The organism is Rummeliibacillus sp. TYF005 (genome assembly GCF_003844195.1).
GTDB lineage: Bacteria > Bacillota > Bacilli > Bacillales_A > Planococcaceae > Rummeliibacillus.
Genome location: NZ_ML122576.1, coordinates 16,627 through 33,986 on the forward strand (window position 1 = coordinate 16,627; position 17,360 = coordinate 33,986).

At 34.6% G+C, this 17,360-nt stretch carries 15 protein-coding genes and 1 pseudogene; 11 read left to right on the forward strand and 5 right to left on the reverse strand.

Features of this window, described 5'->3' with window-relative positions; all coding sequences use genetic code 11:
* Positions 1 to 54: 54 nt before the first annotated feature.
* Positions 55 to 594 (reverse strand): ECF transporter S component, encoded by a 540-nt coding sequence (locus CW357_RS14595; RefSeq protein ID WP_124218424.1) that lies wholly within the window; start codon positions 592 to 594, stop codon positions 55 to 57.
* Positions 595 to 1,005: 411 nt separating this feature from the next.
* Between CW357_RS14595 and CW357_RS14600 the strand changes: the two genes are divergently transcribed.
* Positions 1,006 to 2,199, forward strand: coding sequence for a hypothetical protein (locus CW357_RS14600; RefSeq protein WP_124218425.1), 1,194 nt, complete (start codon positions 1,006 to 1,008; stop codon positions 2,197 to 2,199).
* Between the two features lie 126 nt (positions 2,200 to 2,325).
* On the opposite strand, the gene CW357_RS14605 is transcribed toward CW357_RS14600, so the two are convergent.
* Complete coding sequence (locus CW357_RS14605) at positions 2,326 to 3,735, reverse strand: C69 family dipeptidase (RefSeq protein ID WP_124218426.1); 1,410 nt, start codon at positions 3,733 to 3,735, stop codon at positions 2,326 to 2,328.
* Positions 3,736 to 4,228: 493 nt separating this feature from the next.
* On the opposite strand from CW357_RS14605, the gene CW357_RS14610 reads away from it, so the two are divergent.
* From CW357_RS14610 to CW357_RS14630, 5 genes are read left to right on the forward strand one after another with little or no spacing between them, the layout of a single operon-like run.
* Complete coding sequence (locus tag CW357_RS14610; protein ID WP_124218427.1) at positions 4,229 to 5,656, forward strand: polysaccharide deacetylase family protein; 1,428 nt, start codon at positions 4,229 to 4,231, stop codon at positions 5,654 to 5,656.
* 20 nt (positions 5,657 to 5,676) lie between these two features.
* Positions 5,677 to 7,014 carry a nucleotide sugar dehydrogenase gene (locus CW357_RS14615; RefSeq protein WP_124218428.1) on the forward strand — a complete coding sequence of 446 codons (1,338 nt, stop codon included), beginning with the start codon at positions 5,677 to 5,679 and terminating at the stop codon, positions 7,012 to 7,014.
* A 6-nt stretch (positions 7,015 to 7,020) separates the two neighbouring features.
* On the forward strand, positions 7,021 to 8,883 hold the full coding sequence (locus tag CW357_RS14620; protein ID WP_124218429.1) for a glycosyltransferase family 2 protein: 1,863 nt from the start codon (positions 7,021 to 7,023) through the stop codon (positions 8,881 to 8,883).
* A gap of 37 nt (positions 8,884 to 8,920) precedes the next feature.
* Complete coding sequence (locus CW357_RS14625; RefSeq protein WP_241155114.1) at positions 8,921 to 10,699, forward strand: polysaccharide deacetylase family protein; 1,779 nt, start codon at positions 8,921 to 8,923, stop codon at positions 10,697 to 10,699.
* Between the two features lie 57 nt (positions 10,700 to 10,756).
* Positions 10,757 to 11,785 carry a glycosyl hydrolase family 18 protein gene (locus CW357_RS14630; RefSeq protein WP_241155116.1) on the forward strand — a complete coding sequence of 343 codons (1,029 nt, stop codon included), beginning with the start codon at positions 10,757 to 10,759 and terminating at the stop codon, positions 11,783 to 11,785.
* 79 nt (positions 11,786 to 11,864) lie between these two features.
* On the opposite strand, the pseudogene CW357_RS14635 reads toward CW357_RS14630, so the two are convergent.
* Positions 11,865 to 12,182, reverse strand: a pseudogene (locus CW357_RS14635) (ATP-binding protein); the annotation flags it as partial.
* Between the two features lie 651 nt (positions 12,183 to 12,833).
* Here CW357_RS14635 and CW357_RS14640 point away from each other — a divergent pair.
* From CW357_RS14640 to CW357_RS14650, 3 genes are read left to right on the forward strand one after another with little or no spacing between them, the layout of a single operon-like run.
* On the forward strand, positions 12,834 to 13,082 hold the full coding sequence (locus CW357_RS14640; protein WP_124218431.1) for a hypothetical protein: 249 nt from the start codon (positions 12,834 to 12,836) through the stop codon (positions 13,080 to 13,082).
* A 43-nt stretch (positions 13,083 to 13,125) separates the two neighbouring features.
* Entirely contained in the window at positions 13,126 to 13,425 is a 300-nt protein-coding gene (locus CW357_RS14645) for a hypothetical protein (RefSeq protein WP_124218432.1), read from the forward strand.
* Positions 13,426 to 13,449: 24 nt separating this feature from the next.
* A complete protein-coding gene (locus CW357_RS14650) occupies positions 13,450 to 13,668 on the forward strand; it encodes a PepSY domain-containing protein (protein WP_124218433.1) in 219 nt (72 codons plus the stop codon).
* 286 nt (positions 13,669 to 13,954) lie between these two features.
* Here CW357_RS14650 and CW357_RS14655 read toward each other — a convergent pair whose 3' ends face one another.
* Together CW357_RS14655 and CW357_RS14660 are read right to left on the reverse strand one after the other, a co-directional pair.
* The gene (locus CW357_RS14655) at positions 13,955 to 14,578 is read right to left on the reverse strand and encodes a hypothetical protein (protein ID WP_124218434.1); all 624 of its coding nucleotides are present in this window, start codon (positions 14,576 to 14,578) and stop codon (positions 13,955 to 13,957) included.
* 183 nt (positions 14,579 to 14,761) lie between these two features.
* A complete protein-coding gene (locus CW357_RS14660; RefSeq protein ID WP_164489614.1) occupies positions 14,762 to 15,667 on the reverse strand; it encodes an Rgg family transcriptional regulator in 906 nt (301 codons plus the stop codon).
* Between the two features lie 176 nt (positions 15,668 to 15,843).
* On the opposite strand from CW357_RS14660, the gene CW357_RS14665 reads away from it, so the two are divergent.
* Positions 15,844 to 17,103 (forward strand): ATP-grasp domain-containing protein, encoded by a 1,260-nt coding sequence (locus CW357_RS14665; RefSeq protein WP_119417393.1) that lies wholly within the window; start codon positions 15,844 to 15,846, stop codon positions 17,101 to 17,103.
* Positions 17,072 to 17,227 (forward strand): hypothetical protein, encoded by a 156-nt coding sequence (locus CW357_RS18320; protein WP_164489615.1) that lies wholly within the window; start codon positions 17,072 to 17,074, stop codon positions 17,225 to 17,227. The genes CW357_RS14665 and CW357_RS18320 overlap by 32 nt, the downstream gene beginning before the upstream one ends.
* The last annotated feature ends 133 nt before the right edge of the window (positions 17,228 to 17,360 follow it).

The window sequence follows — 17,360 nt, forward strand, 5'->3', positions numbered from 1 at the left end:
TTTAAAGGATGAAAAAAGTGCTAAAGAGTAAATTCTTTGGCACTTTTCTATTTTTTATTGAAAAGCTTTTATTTTTTTCAAAAAGGCACAAACTGGAATAGATATGATGAGCCCTAATATATTTTGAACAAGATCTCCAGGGATAGAGGCCATTGGTTGTATCCAATTACCATATAGAATGCCTTCTCCAATATAATAGACAGCAATCATAGGTGGCATTGAAACGATAGAAGCGAGTATATTAATAGCAATATGGTTTCCTTTACGTCCATTAGACCAAGCGATTTTTCCTGCTATGTACCCTTGCAAGCCTCGAGAAATAAAAGTGATAGGTGCCCACAATGTCCAACCAGAAACTAAGTCGAATATGCCCATTCCAAATGCTCCAGCAATGGCACCGGTTTTCGGACCAAATAGAATAGATACGATAAATAGCATAGCTGTACCAAGATGAACCAAACCGCCGTTTGCTGCAATTGGTAGTTTGATATTTAACATCATTGTTGCGACGAAGACAAGTGCAATACACATTGCACTAAGGATTAATTCAAAAGTACGTGTTTTGTTATAAGTATGACTTGCTGCTTTTTGCATAATAAACCCCTCCTTTGTAGATATCAAGAAATAGTCACACACAAACTGATTACTAGTTTCCAGAAATCTAATTTGATAATGTGTTTCCTTAATTACACATTACCTTAACAGAGGATTGACTGTTATAAAAGTATCAATTTTATAAAAAATGTAGTGGTCAGATTTTTTGAAGAATTAGAAAATGTTTTGAGGAGTGGGGTTTTTCAGCTATAGAAAAAATAATCGATAATCTACTAAATAAAATAGCAAATCAATTACTATCTGAACGGGCATTGCCTAGAACAAATGAATAATTCTTTAAAAACGAATTAATCTCTAGGTCGTTTTTTATATATTTTTATAAAAATTATTAAAATTATGATAAAATGATAAAATACGTTTATACATAATAATTTCCGGAGGTTTTTACATATGAGAAAAAAATGGAACATGCTTTCATCAGCAATGATTGGGATGAGTATCCTCTTGCTAACCAATCAGCAAGGTGTAAAGGCGGCAACAACTGAAGAAATGACTATTGCTTATCAAAAACAATTAGCAGATGAAAAAATAGCACTAGAAGTAGTGCATTATGTAGCAAAACTTTATAAGTTTAAATATGAAGTAACCGATATCATTGATGAAGAAAAAGTAAGTAGTGCACGTGAAATGTATACGAATTTAACGCCAAGTCAGATGGCGATAGCGAAAAAAAACGGTGCTTCTTTCATGCTGAGACAATGTGAAGAAAGAGTTCAAATCCAGAAAGAGGCGAATGTTTTTAAAGCTTATGTAGACAGTATTGATATCAATTCATACCGCGCATTAGGGCAATTGAATCAGGCCTACAGCGATTTTGTACAGCTTAGTTCGGCTGCAGAGGAATTGGCTGAAGCGAGCTACGAGCAAGCAAAAGCAATGGAGGTTACGGTAAATCAAAACAGGGTTAAACGTGTTGAAAACCTGATTATAGAAGCGGGAACAGATGAGTCGCTTGTCTGGAAAGCCCGTCAACAATACTCCATTCTCACAGATAAACAAAAAGAGATGTTCAATCCTGACTTCGTAACAAAACTTGAGAAAGCTGAAGCGCAAATTAAATTTGAAGAACCAATTCACCAATTTGAATCCGTTGCAGATGAACTGTATATGTTTATAGAAGATGGTGATTATCAAGAACGTGTAAAGGAAGCCCGTCAGTATTATAACGCATTAACTTCAGAACAAAAGGCAGTTGCTAAAAAAAGTTATAAAAAACTTCTAACAAATGAGCAAACTGTAAAAGATCAAAAAGCAGCGGCAAACGTTGATAAAGCCATCCGAAACATTAGATTTAGCACATCGAAAAACTATAAATCAACTGTTAAAAAGGTACGATCTCAATATGATAAACTAACAAAAGCTCAAAAAAAATTCCTTATTTATAAAGAGGTATTAACAGATCACGAAAAAACGATTGATATGAGAGCAGCAGGTGACGTGGCGAATGATATGGAAAAAATCAACCGCCGATCATCGAAAGCACAAATTAAAAAAGTAAATACTGCATACAAAAAACTTACGACCAAACAAAAGAAATATATACCTAAAAAAACGTACCAACACTTTAAAACCTTTTTGAAATAGTTAATGAATTAGCTTCAGTAGTTGTTTTTTCTAATTAGAAACAAGGATTGCAAGTATTGTTTTTCAAATCGTAAGTTAATAATAATCTAAAAAAGCTGTGCAATTCTGCACAGCTTTTTCCATCTATTAATCGTTCAACGAAAAGTTCAGTTTCATCCTCTTCGTACCGACCCCTACCATGTCACCTAATAACTTATTGGTGTTTTTAAAACAAATATCTGCAAATTGTTCGTTTACTTGTTCTAAATATGATTGAATATCAGCTTGTTTCATTGCTTCTTGGTCGGCGTTCATTTGGATAAAGCGGCAACTTGCAACGGTATTTTGTTCAAACGCGCGTTGGAAATCGCTATAAAGATCGAAATTCGTATCACCAAGTAGTGCAATTGTGTGGCTTAACCAATGGATTTTACTAATATCAAACGTTGTTGTCGTATCACGATAGCATGCAGGAGTATCCGTTACATTCGCATAAAATGGTACAACAGCGTTAAATGTATTTGGTCCGAATGCTAACCAATGCACACCTGCAATTTCAGAAGGTACATCGTTACGAATTTGTAAAATATGTGATTCTTGGTTGCGGTTAATGCCGATTGTACGGAACATACTTTTCGATTTTTCATCACCTTCACCGTAAGGGTCAAATGGTGTGTTTTGGAAGTGGGAGCTTAACGCCCATTTCACATCTTCTACAGAGATTTTGCGATTTGCACGACATATAAATGGTAAATCTTGTTCCATCGGTTGCTGTTCAATTTCTGGATTAAAGAATTTTTGAACATACCATGCACGTGGGTTGTTGTAACGCGTATCTTTTACAGATGCACTGCCGAAGATGTGTCGTAAGTTCACTTGATCCGTATCAGGATTTAAGTGGTATTTTTCGATTAATATTGGTAGATCTTCTGAGTAAAGTGTATCAGGAGATTCAAAGTCAAAATAATCGATGTTAAAGCGGTTCGGTGCAATGACATATGCATCGTCTGGAATCCGAATCGCTGCCCAATGATGTCCACCGATTGTTTCGAAATACCATACTTCATCTTTATCTGAGAACGCTACACCATTTGATTCGTATGTACCGTACTGTTCTAAAATTTTCCCTAAACGAAGTACCCCTTCTTTGGCGGAACGAATATAAGGGAGAACAATTGTTAACATATCTTCTTCACCAATCCCGCTTTTAACGAGTGGGTCAACGCCTAAAATGCGTGAATTTGTTGTAATTGTTTCAGTTGCAGTCATCGCTACATTTGCACTATTGATACCTGATTCTCCCCAAATTCCAGCTTCATCACTGGCATCTGGTGTTGATGTATAGCGCAAAGGATTATCAGGAAGTTCAATTTCAAACGTACTTTGAACAGATTTATAAAGTTTCGGTTGATCTTCTGGATTCATCACAACGAATCGTTGAGGATTCGATGCAGCACTACCACTATCTTCATTTCTCGCGATCATTGTAGAGCCGTCCATTGAAGCCTTTTTTCCGACTAACAGTGTTGTACAAGAACCTGTTTTTTGTTTCTTCATATTATTATTCACCAATCTTCTACTATAAGTTATAAATTGCAATACAAATTATATCATGAAGTAGCGAATCTGACTTTTAATAGATTGTTATAAGAGATTTAAAATTGCTTTGTCATTTATTCTGCATTAAATATGCTCGTAACAGCCCGATTGTTCAGCTAACCCAGGCCCAAAAAAGAAAAATACTGAGGAATGTTAATACCGGATTATTAACATTCTTCAATAGTTTACAAAAAGATAATTCACTATAATCAGTTAATATAGAAATCTAATACTTTGGAAATAGTTTCAACATCAAAATTTAACTGAATAGTAACAGGTTTTCCTCTAGTTTTCTATTTACCTTGAAGTCATTGTGAAAATACCACTAGCTTGATGGAAAGAAAGGTGTGAAAAGTATAATACGTGTTTTCTTTTAAACAAAAAGTTAAAATATTGAATTTAATGAAAATAATAGTAAATATTATTTGAAGAGATAAAAGGGAGAGCGGGAATGTCAAAAAATAAAAAATCTATTTTTAAAATACTCATTGTTTTAATGGCATTATTTTTAGCAGCATGCCAAGAGGAAAGTGCAGACTCTTCGAAGATTTCGGGTGAACATTTAAAAAAAATTGAACGTTTTACTGGTGAAGAAAGTAAGGCAATCCCATCTGTTTATACAACTCAGAAAGCATTGTCACTGACTTTTAATGGGATGGGTGACAGTGAAACAATGGAAAAGTTATTAGATGAATTGGACAAATATCATATAAAAGCAACGTTTTTCCTGCCAGGCATGAGGGTTGCTGAAGAGCCAGAGATAGCAAAAGAAATTATAGCGAGAGGCCATGAAATCGAAAACAATACTTTAAACCAATTGGACATGAGCAACTTTAGCTATGACCAAATTTATAAAGAAATTAAATTATCAAATGACATTATTCAAAAAGAAACAGGCGTTAGTCCACGTTATGTTCGCACAAAAACAGGTGATTATAAAGAAGATGTGCGTCTTGCTACAGCTCAATTAGGAATGGATGCTGTGGTTAGCTATAATATCAACCCGAAAGATTGGAAAATGAAGGATGCCAAATCTATCGCTTCATATGTAGAAAGATATATAGCGAGAGGAAGCATTATTAACTTAAATACAAACCTTAATCCGGAAGTTATCACCGCTATTCCATTCATTGCAAAAGCAGTTTCAGATATGGGCTATAAATTGATACCGCTAGAAGATCTGATAGCAAATGGAAAAGAGAGAAAACCTTTAGCTCAAATTCCAGGACACGATGCAGCTTCAGTCGACTTTAAAAATAAAAACCCAAAATATAAACTCATTTATAACCTTGATACGACATCCCCAAAGATAGCTTTAACATTTGACGATTGGGGTAGTGAAAAGACCGTCAATCAGATTTTAGCTATTTTAAAAAAGGAATCAGTAAAAGCTACATTCTTTTTACGTGCTAAAGGAGTGGAGGATAACCCAAATTTGGCAAGAGCTATTGTCGAAGAAGGTCATGATGTAGCAAACCATACGTATACTCATCCAGTATTGACTCAAATCACCCCTGAAAAATTACAGAAAGAAGTAGTGACTGCTCACATGGTAATTACAGAAGCCATTCAACAACAGCCTGTCATGTTTTTTAGACCTCCTACAGGTGAAATTGATGAACAATCAGCTAAGAATGTAGCAGCAACTGGTTACTCCGATATCATCATGTACGATGTAACGGTTTTAGACTGGGATAAAAAGAATAGTGCAACGGATATCGTAAACGGACTACTAAAGAAGACACATAACGGGAGTATTATACTTCTTCACATGCTAGATGACATTCATACGATTGAAGCATTACCATTAGCGATTAAAAAGTTAAAGGACAAAGGCTATAAATTTGTTTTAGTTTCAGATCTTATTAAAAGTAAATAACAAACGGAGTTGATCAGTGAATGGGATTATTTATAGAAGAAAAACTAGATCTTTATGAGGAAATAGTAAACGGACAAGCTTCTATAGCAGTAGTAGGGCTTGGTTATGTTGGATTACCACTTGCTGTTGCTTTTTCTAAAAAAGCAAAGGTCATAGGTTTTGATCTAAGCGAACGAAAAATCACAGAATATCAAAAAGGAATCGATTTGACAGGTGATTTAGGAAATACCGAATTACATGATTGCTCTATTCAATTTACATCAGATAGTAACAATCTAGAAAATGCAAAATTTTTTATCGTAGCTGTGCCAACACCAGTTCAAAGTGGGAATGTGCCAGATTTAACATACATGCAAAATGCCAGTCAAATCGTTGGATCAAAGCTTACAAAAGGAGCCATCGTTGTATTTGAATCGACTGTTTACCCGGGTGTTACAGAAGATGTGTGTATCCCCATCTTAGAAGCAGAATCTGGCCTTAAATGTGGACAAGATTTCAAAGTAGGGTATTCACCAGAACGTATTAATCCAGGTGATACAACAAATAAATTAGAGAATATCGTCAAAATTGTTTCTGGTATAGATGAAGAAGCTTTAGAAACCATTGCCCAAATTTATGAATTAGTAATAGATGCAGGCGTTTATAAAGCGGAAAGTATTAAAGTAGCTGAAGCAGCAAAGGTAATTGAAAATACACAAAGAGATATTAATATTGCATTGATGAATGAGCTATCTATGCTGTTTCATCAAATGGGTATCGATACAAAAGAAGTTTTACAAGCTGCAGGAACAAAGTGGAACTTCCATCACTATACCCCTGGACTTGTTGGAGGCCATTGCATAGGTATCGATCCTTACTATTTAACGTATAAAGCTGAAACTGAAGGATATCACTCTCAAATAATACTAGCGGGCCGACATATTAATGATGGAATGGGTACCTATATCGCCCAACAAATCATCAAAATGCTAGTCCAGTATAAGTTTGATCTAGAAAAAGTTAATATCGGTCTTTTAGGTGTTACTTATAAAGAAAATAGTACGGATATTCGAAACTCAAAAATCATTGATATTATTAAAGAGCTCCGAGAATACGGTGTCATACCAAAAGTTGTAGATCCTTTAGTAGATCAGCAACAATTCCAACAAGAATATGGTTTTGAACTAACGAATATGTCTGAATTGAACAATTTGAATGTCATCATTATGGCAGCTCCACATCGTATTTTTACAGATTTAGGCCTAGAAGATATAAACGACATGTACGATCAGCATCAAACGAAGGTCATGATTGATATAAAAGGTATTTATGACAAAGCTGAATGCGAGCATTTTGGTTATCGTTATTGGAGGCTATAGATAAAGATGTTATTTAAAAAAAGAAAAAAGAAGAAAGTGAAAGAAGTACTAACTTTACCACGATTAGATAGAAGAATTCTATCAAACGTGCCTGATCCAGAAAATATTCGCATGATGGATGATCGAAGAGGTAGCTTGGACAACGAATCATCAAAGAATATAGCATCTAAAGATATTGAAAAATTCCGAACTTTCAATTTGAGATATGAAGCAAGTTTTGATGTCATACTTGTGAAAAAAGGGCAAAAGAAAAAGGGGAAAATCAAGGCGAAAGCTGTAGATATTTCTTCAACGGGGCTATTAATCGAACTAAATGAAAATGTAGACCCATTTGAACTTGGTGCTGAAGTAATAGCTCGTTTCAATATACCTTCAGGAACGATGCCAGAAGGCTTTGAGTCTAAAGTAAAAATAAATGCTACGACGATCAGGATATTTGAGAAAAACGACAAACAAATGATGGCTATTCAATTTGAAAAGCCTCTTACTGAATATTTTCAGAAAAAGAGATGGGGCTATTCAGTCTATACAGCCAGTGCCTTCTTATTTGTGGCCGTTCTATTTGTTATGTTATTGCGAGTAGAGAGTATTATCTATTTTAAATATAATCTATTGCTCTATTTATATAGTCTGATAGCTGCAGCCTTCTTACTCACGCGATACTTATTTGGCGCATTTTATCGAGATGTGCCCATCAATCCCAATTATACACCTGGCGTGTCGATTATTATTCCTTGTTTTAATGAGGAAGAATGGATTAGTCGCACAATATTAAGTTGTATCAATCAAGATTATCCCGTTGATAAGTTAGAAGTAATCGTAGTAGATGATCGCTCTACTGATGGGACTGTTAAAGAGATCGAAAAAACAATTGAGATGGTTCATCGCGAAGCAGATCGCTTTATGACGAAAGAAAGATTGAAAATGCATGTGCTACCGGTAAACGGAGGGAAGAGAGAAGCACTAGTCCAAGGTGTAGACATGGCCAAACACGATTTAGTCGTATTTGTAGATTCGGATAGTTTTCTTGATCCTTCCGCAATTCAACATATCGTTCAACCTTTCCAAGATCCTCGTATGGGGGGAGTAGCAGGGCGTACAGAAGTTGAAAACAAATTTACAAATATGCTGACAAAGCTTCAAACGGTTCGTTATTATGTCGCTTTTCGAATTATGAAAGCAGCGGAGTCTTGGTTCGATAGTGTTACTTGTTTGTCAGGTCCCTTATCCTGTTATCGAAAAGATTTGATCCTCAAACATAAGGATGCATGGCTTAACCAGAAATTTTTAGGACAGCCTGCGACTTTTGGGGATGATCGTAGTATGACAAACTATATTTTACAAACACACAGAACAGGCTATCAGGACCAAGCGGTTTGTTCAACGATTGTACCATCAGATATGAATGTTTTCTTAAAGCAGCAAATGCGATGGAAACGTTCATGGTTGAGAGAATCACTTAGAGCTGGATCTTTTATATGGAAAAAAGAACCGTTTATGGCGCTTTTCTTTTACATCGGTCTAATCGTGCCAATTGCTGCACCTGTTGTTGTTTTATACAATCTGGTATATGTGCCGCTATTGCATCACATCTTCCCTGGGACATTTTTAATGGGTCTTCTGTTAATGGCCATGCTGATGAGTTTAGCCCATCTATTCTTCCGTAAAAGTAAGTTATGGGTGTTTGGTTTTTACTTCTGTATTTTCTACGAATTTGTCTTACTTTGGCAAATGCCTATTGCTTGGTTTACATTTTGGAAATCAACGTGGGGAACGAGAGAAACACCACAAGATGTTGAAGCAAAAAATAAAAAAGAAGCAAGAAAACGAAAAAACAAACTATCTAAGGATATCCAATTACCTTTATAAAGCCATAAATGTAAGATAAACAATTTAAGGAGTGTAGATGGCAGAAATGACAAAGGAAAACACAAACACTGCCCTTGATTATCGACGAAAGAATCGTAAAAAATTCACTAGAACAGTCATACAAACACTACTATTAATTTTGCTGATTTTTTTTCTTTATCAAGTAGTGTTCAATAGTAAACACTATGAAGAGCCGGTAAAAGCCGATTGGCAAAATACGAGTGGTTTTATCGCGTTATCTTATTTTGGCGTCGATCGAACAGGCAGTCCTAAACTAGTTTCAAAGGAACAACTAGAAAAACAACTGGGTACATTGTATGAACAAGGATATAAAACAATCTCACAACAAGATATATTAGACTTTTATCAAAAAGGAAAGGCTTTACCAAAAAAAGCACTATTCCTTTCATTTGAGGATGGGCGAAACGATTCAAGTATTTACGCACAACCACTGCTTGAAAAATATAATTTTAAAGCCACATTCTTTTCTTATGCAAATAAGATGGGGAATAGCGACAGAAAATTTGTGCAACCCAAGGATATGCTGAAAATGTTGAAAACAGGCTATTGGGAGCTTGGATCGAATGGGTATCGACTTTCTTATATCAATATTTTTGATAATTCTGGAAATTATATTGGTGCTAAAAATGAAAACCAACTAAGAAATAAACAAAATATTGAATACTACAATCACTATTTGATGGATTTTAAACGTGATGAGAATATGATTCCGACTGAACATCGTGACGAAATGGAAAAAAGAATTAAAAAAGATTATCAATTGATGAAGGACATTTACACAGAACAATTAGGCTTCGTACCGAATACCTATATGATTATGCATGCAAATACGATGTATGAAGGCATGAATCCATTAGTATCGGACGCAAATGATGAAAATATCAAGCAACTATTTAAAATGCATTTTAATAGAGAAGGACATGCATATAACGATAGTGAACAGAACCTCTATGATTTAACAAGGGTTCAACCAGAACCTTTTTGGTATACAAATCATCTATTGATGCGCTTAAATCATGATAGTAAACAGAACTTACAATTTATCAGTGGTGACGAGGAACAAGCCGGAAAGTGGAAACAACTGAATGGAGCTGCTGAGTTTATCGACAATCGAATTGCTTTAACCTCTACTGCGGGTGGAGCAGGTAAAATTTATTTGAAGGATAGCGATCATTACAAAGATACACAACTTAAAGTAAAACTAACTGGGAATGTAGTAGGACAGCAAAAAATTTATCTACGTAATGATCTTAAGAAAGATGCTTTCATTCGCATTAACCTCAACAACAATGTCCTAACTGTTGAGGAGAAAAAAGAAGGGGAAGAAGCCACGGAACTCTTTAGCCAAAAATTAGATCCTGTAAAATGGAATGTAAAAGATTTAACGTTTGAAAAAGCAACTTACTATTCAAAGGCACAAACGCAGTCTGGAAGAGGTACTTCTGATGAGGATGAGTATCCAACCAATATTAAACAGACTAGAACATTTAAAATAACTTTAAAAGGGGACGAGTTATCCCTATCAGTTGGTAAAAAACAGCTCATCTCAAAGTTGAAAATAGATAAAGAGATTCAAAGAGGTGGGATATCACTAGAATCAGAGTACAATGAGCAAAACAAGAAGGACGATATCTATGACGGTGTGTTTGAAGATTTGGAAGTGAAAAATTTAGAGCATGGCGAAAACAATCAATCAGAATTATTCACGAATAAGCCTTCTGGTATGATGAAAGCAACTAGTCAAATAAAAAAAGGATTTGACGCTGTGATTGATTGGGCGATTGTTACTTTCTAAAAAGAGAAAAGAGGAAGGGAAGTAAGCTATGTGGTGAAGAAGGCGTTGATTTTGACAGTGATATTTGCAGCTCTAGTTAGTGCATGTATAAAAGAAAAAGATTTAACATCTACTGGGAAAGTGAAAGAAACTGCTATCAAAACGGTACCTCCTCTGCAATTGTCAACTTGGGTTGTGGATTGGCAATGGGAGGCAAGCATCCATGATCTAAAACAGCTTTCAAACGGACTTAAAAGTTTTCAAATTTTTGCAGCTTATTTTGATAATCAAGATAAGCTGTATTTTACCGAACAAATGCAAACAGCCATGCCACAATTTTTAGACACAGCAAAGCAAATGGGTTTAGAAAAAATAGATTTAACTATTGTGAACGACATTATAAATACAGATGGTACCACGATTCAAAAAGACTCAACATTAATCACTAGACTAATAGCTACGAAAGAAAGTCGAGAAAAGCACATCAATGAGATGATAAATGTAGTAAATCAATATGACCTTAGCGGAGTAGAAATTGACTTTGAAATGGTGAAAGAAAAAGACTGGAAAAAACTAATCACATTCTACTCGGAATTATATCAACGCCTACATAAAGAAGGAAAAAAACTTCGAATTGTTTTGGAACCTCGAATGCCCATTGAAAAATGGAAGCTACCAAAAGGACCAACATATGTCATGATGGCTTATAATCTGTACGGCACCCACAGTGAACCTGGCCCGAAAGCAGATTATGCTTTTATAACGAAATTAGCAAAGCGGATGAAAAATATACCTGGCGATCCAGCTATTGCAATTGCAACTGGTGGCTTTGACTGGTCAACAAATGGCAACATCACTTCGCTTACAGAAAAACAAGCAGCACAATTAGCAAACAAAAGCACCTCTTCTATAAAGCGCGACCCTGCAAGTGGCAGTCTTTATTTCACATATCTAGACGACTACAACGTAAAGCATACAGTCTGGTATGCAGACTCAACAACATTACTAGAATGGATCAAAAAAATAAGAAAAAAAGGTTACCATAAAGTCGCAATCTGGCGATTAGGGGAGCTTGGAGAAAATACGTTGAAGATGTTGGGTGAGTGAAGAGATAACAAATGTATGTTGCAAGTAAAGAGTGCAGAGAATTGCAGAGAAAAATGCAGAGTGTTGCAACCCAATATTTTCAAGTTCTTTTTGATAATGCATGAGCTAATCGGAAGCTCGTCCCTGTGTATGAAATTACGTGGGCATGGTGAATCAATCGATCCACTAATGCAGCTGTTAAGCGTAAATCCGAGAATATCCGATATCAATGAATATATTCTAGATTTGATGTGATAATCAATCTTTTCTGTTCATAACACTCTGTGATAATTTGAAATAGTAGCTCTGCACCTTCTTTTCCAAATGGGAGATAACCCATTTCATCTAATATGATTAAATCTACTTTCTCTAGTTTCTTATGAAAGCTTGTTAATCTGCTGTTAGCCAATGCTGATTCTTGTTCCTCCAAGATAAGCGTTTTTAGGTGAGGGGATCGACTCTAACCGCCATATTATTTATAAAGTGTCAAAATCTTCGATATATAGACTTTGACACTTTTATAGTTTTGTTGGAAATTAATAAATTTATAATCACTCAACAATACTATCATTAGTTGGTTCTTCATAATACGCCTCTTATATCAATGACACACTAAAAAGATACCAAGCCACATTTCATTAGCACCCAACCAAATATCGACTTCTTTTAGAAAAGCAATTGAATCATTTCAAGTTGGTGGTTCTACTTTCAAGAATATTGTAATTCGTCGATTTGACTTTGCTGAAAAGCATACTTGGAATCAATATAAAACAAAGGGAAACAAGGATGATAAGGATGGTGTTTCGTACGTATCAGCAAGACTAGATTCACTGGACAGAAGAATAGCAGGTTCTGACTTAGAAGGTGAAACAACGCTTGCAAATCTATTAAACTGGAAAGTAGTTTCAGCAGAAGAAGAACTCCTTGATAAGTTAGAAGAAGCTGAAATCCTCTCCGATTTCGCTAGAGTGAACGAAAGATATGCTAATGTAATTCGTTTCATGGCATTAGGTTACGAAGGAAATGCTTTAGCAATTGCAACTGGGGAGGCAGATTCTAACAATGCCAGTTGAACGTTTATTTAACACTAACACAGGAAGATCCAAATGGAGGTTATACAAATAATTTCACAGCAACGCTTCAACGTGCTAACAAATACGATGCATGGGCTGAAGATGTAATGTCAAAAAGCGGTACATTAAAAAAGAGTAGTACCGCCAATATAACATTTGGTAATATCGCTAAAAAAGGTTTAGCAGTACGTGTGAAAGTTAAAACAGATTATGGAACGTACTATTCAAAAGTTTGGATTCGTTAAAATCTTAAAAAGTAGAATTCTTATGAAATAGAGGTAAATATATATGGCAGTATCAACAACTTTCGATCCGCATGCATGTAGCTCAGGAACAAAAGGTGTACTAAGCGGATCATCACAATCTGGTTATATCGCAGCAACGGTCACGTCAACACCTGGGAATTGTGCATTCCAATATCGTGTCTATCTGGACATGTGGGAACAAACACAGGGTGAATGGGTAGAAATGGGATACCGATCAGGGGTAGCATCACAGTATGGAACTAACCATGATTTCAGGGTGTCGAGTGAGTGCGCCAAAGGATCACCAAAGTATATGTATCAGATTACAGAACATCTGCTTTAAAAAACAATTCGGAGGGATTTATACATGGCAGCAACTATCAATCAAGCTAAAAAAGCATTAGAGAAAAAATTTCCTGGCTACACTGCAACATATATCGAAACAAAGCCATCTGGAAATTACTATTTCCAATTAACAGAATATGTAGATGACCATAGAAACACACTGGACTGGTTCACTGTGAATCCTAAAACTGGTAAGTACACCACTGATTTTGGTACTTATACAGGTACGTTGACATTCTAATCTGCTACAAACGAAAAGGGCATCGATCATTCGGTGCCCTTTTTATTATAGCCATGACACAAACGTATATTCGTTTAAAGATAGTAAAATGAGGATACGAACACCGACACACAACCATGTACATATCTATGACAACATAAGACACAACAGGAAGGGGGAATCAATAACCTTTTTATAAAATTTTATCTTAAAAAAACTAAAACAATTAACATTCCAAGCCTATACACTGTACCTAACGTAAATTTTCTTATTCTTTTACAAAAGACGACGAGCAGTTTTCTCGTATTTAGTTAAATTTTAAAAATTGTTCAACTTCGGAAACCTTATCTCCGTTATTTAGGTGCGTCACACCATAAATTTTGCCTTCTCCTTTATGGTTGACCACAACGTCGATATCATTCACAATCTCCTTCATATATTCGAATGCTTGTCGCATGTTTTCATCTGTCGGTTTCCACTGGTCGATAAATTCCGTTGATTCCTTCATTTTACCATTAGGGTCTAAATGTGCCGTGCGAACGAATTGTTTATGACCGATGTAACTGGATAGAAGAAACAAATTCGAATGTTCCTTTTCTATTTTTTTGCTATCTTTAAGCAATTGATTCGGAAATTCCCCAATAACCTCTTGTGCCTTCAAGTAATATTCGAAACCTTCATCGTTGTTCGCTTCCTTCAATTTTGCGTTGTCCATTGGCTTGGAAAGTACTTTGTTCATTTCCAAAGCCCATTTGCGAAATTTTTCGTCATATAATTTAGGTTCGCTTGTTTCCCTAACTCCTTCAACAACGTTATCGTTTGTTGATTTATTGCCGTCACTTCCATGTGTGAAACCAATTAATTCACGAGCACCAAAAATCCCAAAAATGATAACAACAATAGTCGATCCAATTAAAAATTTTGCTTTCATTTATATACCTCCTTTTGCCATTTATATAACATTATAACAAATGTAGAGTTTTAAATAAATAATTAGAGAGTATTACAGTGAAAATTATGATGGATTTGAACGACTGCAAAATTCCCTCAGTATCATTTTATATCTCCACAAATATTACAGCCTTGACTTGTATGAAATCTTTTAGAAATGCAATTAAGAATTATTTAGATTTAAAGAAATAACTTTTGGATCTTTTTTTCGCTTTAAGGTGCTTGTTAAAAGTGTTTGACATTGTTCTGCCTTGTAATCCATTTTAAGAAACTTAAATATCGAAATAATATTTTCAATACTTTTCACATTATCTTCTATATTATTATTTTTAATAATATTTATAAGATTTTCAAAATAAGTAACCATAGATTGGTAATACATAACATCTTTATTTTGATTTTTAAAATCTGTTAATTCGTCTAAATACTTCTCTAAATTACGATAATATCCACTATATAACTTTTTTTCCAAAATATTAAATAGTAAAATAGAAAATTCATTTCGATAGCGTGGCAATTGGTTGTATTTCAAAAGATTTTTTTTTGCGTTTCTATATACGGTGTCTATTAATTCATTTGAATAAAAATTCAGAGTGTTAATAAATAAAGTTAATTCGTAATATCCCCATGTCTCACACCTCATCAGATAGTCTTGGAGAATATCCTTCTCGTTTTTATGTGAGAAGTTGTTCTGTATCGAATCAATTAACAGACTAATAATGGCTCCATAATGTAAATACTTTTGATTTTTTGTTGATTTATACAATTGTTGAGTTGAATAATAAATATCATTCAATTTAGCCAGGTCCTTTTTATAAAAGGCCTGAATATAGCTAGAGGTCAAAGATAAATCTTGATTTTCTCCATTTTTATAAATAGCTACAAATTCCTCTAAAGTAATGTTTAACCTATCGAGTAGGATTAAAAATCTTTCCACAGTTGTATCACTTTCGCCTTCCTCAAATTTTATTATGGAAGGTCTAGATAGTACTTCTTTATAAAGTACATTTGATTTGATTTTTTTACTTATTCGAATCTCACGAATGATACAGCCAATTTTAGTGTTCATAAACTCAACCACCTCACTAAAACAGTTAGTAATTGCTAACATTTTATCATGAAATTTCTAAAAATTGAAATAATTAAATTGCTAGGAGGTGATAGTGTGATTGAATTTATTTTATTAGTATGGGATTTGATTGGATATTAACTACATTATTTTAAGAATGAAATGGGGATAGACGTATGGAGGATAAGCATATTTTGTTTTTTAATGCTACATATATCAAAAAGATTCTAACGTTAGAAACAGCAAAAAGATTGGGATTAAAAGTTTCAGTAGTTGGTCCATCATTACCGGAGTGGTCCTTTCCTTTTGTAGATCATTTTATTGAAGCAAATACCTATGATATAAATGAAACCATTTCTATTTTGACTAAAAAACATACTCAAATCCATTTTGACGGCGTTATTACTTTTTGGGATAGAGATGTAGTCCCTGTAGCAGTAATTGCTCAAGAATTTGGATTGAAAGGGAGTTCTGTAGCCTCAGCTGTTCGTGCTAGAAACAAAGGTGAAATGCGTGAATGTTTGAGGAAATCAGGAGTTCCTCATCCAAAATTCAAAAAGTTTTCTACCTTGGAAGAACTTAAAAATGCTAGCAAATTAATGGATTATCCATTAATCGTTAAACCTGTTGGCGCCTCAGCCAGTAAAGGTGTTTTTAAAGTTACTTCTCCTGCAGACTTAGAAAATATTTATGATCTATTAATTATTTCTACTACACCGAACAATGATGCTATGTTTTCTTTTTATCCAAATGAATATTTAGTAGAAGAATTTATGGAAGGTCAGGAAATAAGTGTTGAAGGAATAATATCCAATGGTAATATCCATTTTGCAGGTATTACCGAAAAGTGGACAGATTACTATTTTGAGGAATACCAACACGCTTTTCCTGCGAGAGTTTCTGAGAAGGTAGAAAAGGAATTATTATCAATCACAGAGAACGGAATACATGCATTAGGACTTGATAATTGTGGTTTTCATGCCGAAATTATGATGACCAAAAATGGATATAAAATTGTTGAAATTAATGGAAGATTGGGAGGGGATTTTATTACTACTCACTTAATCCCACTTGCCACGGGAATAGATATTACAGAAGCAAATTTATTAGCTGCAATCGGTGAAGAGTTCGATTTTACCTCATCTAAGAATAAAGGTGCTTGTGTAAAATTCCTAACTGCTGAAGTTGCAGGAACAGTCCATGCATGGGAAGGAATAGAAAAAATTAAAGAAATGCCAGGTGTTGTAGATTTTGTAATTGAAAAACAAGTTGGTGATTACGTAGGGTTACCACCTGATATATTCCATGATTCACGGATTGCGTATGTTATTACAGTAGGTGAAAACACAGATGAAGCCATTAATTTTGCTATAAATGCTTGTTCGAAAGTGAGATGTAATATAAGTGAAAAAGTTATTCCTGGTAGGAATTCCTGAAACCCATATAAAAAACGCAATTGCTCGAGCAAAAAAAATAGGTTTTGAAGTTATATTAGGCGATAAACAATCTAATTTAGAGAAATATGAGGAATTAATAGAGAATGCTTATGATGAATTGTAATATTAAGTGCAACACTTGTAAGTCAAAATAAAAGAAGCCCATAACGTCCTCGTGTAAAATGTTAGTTACCACACAAACATCTGAGGAGGAATCGTTATGAGCTATCAACATCTTACCATATCTGAGCGTTCAA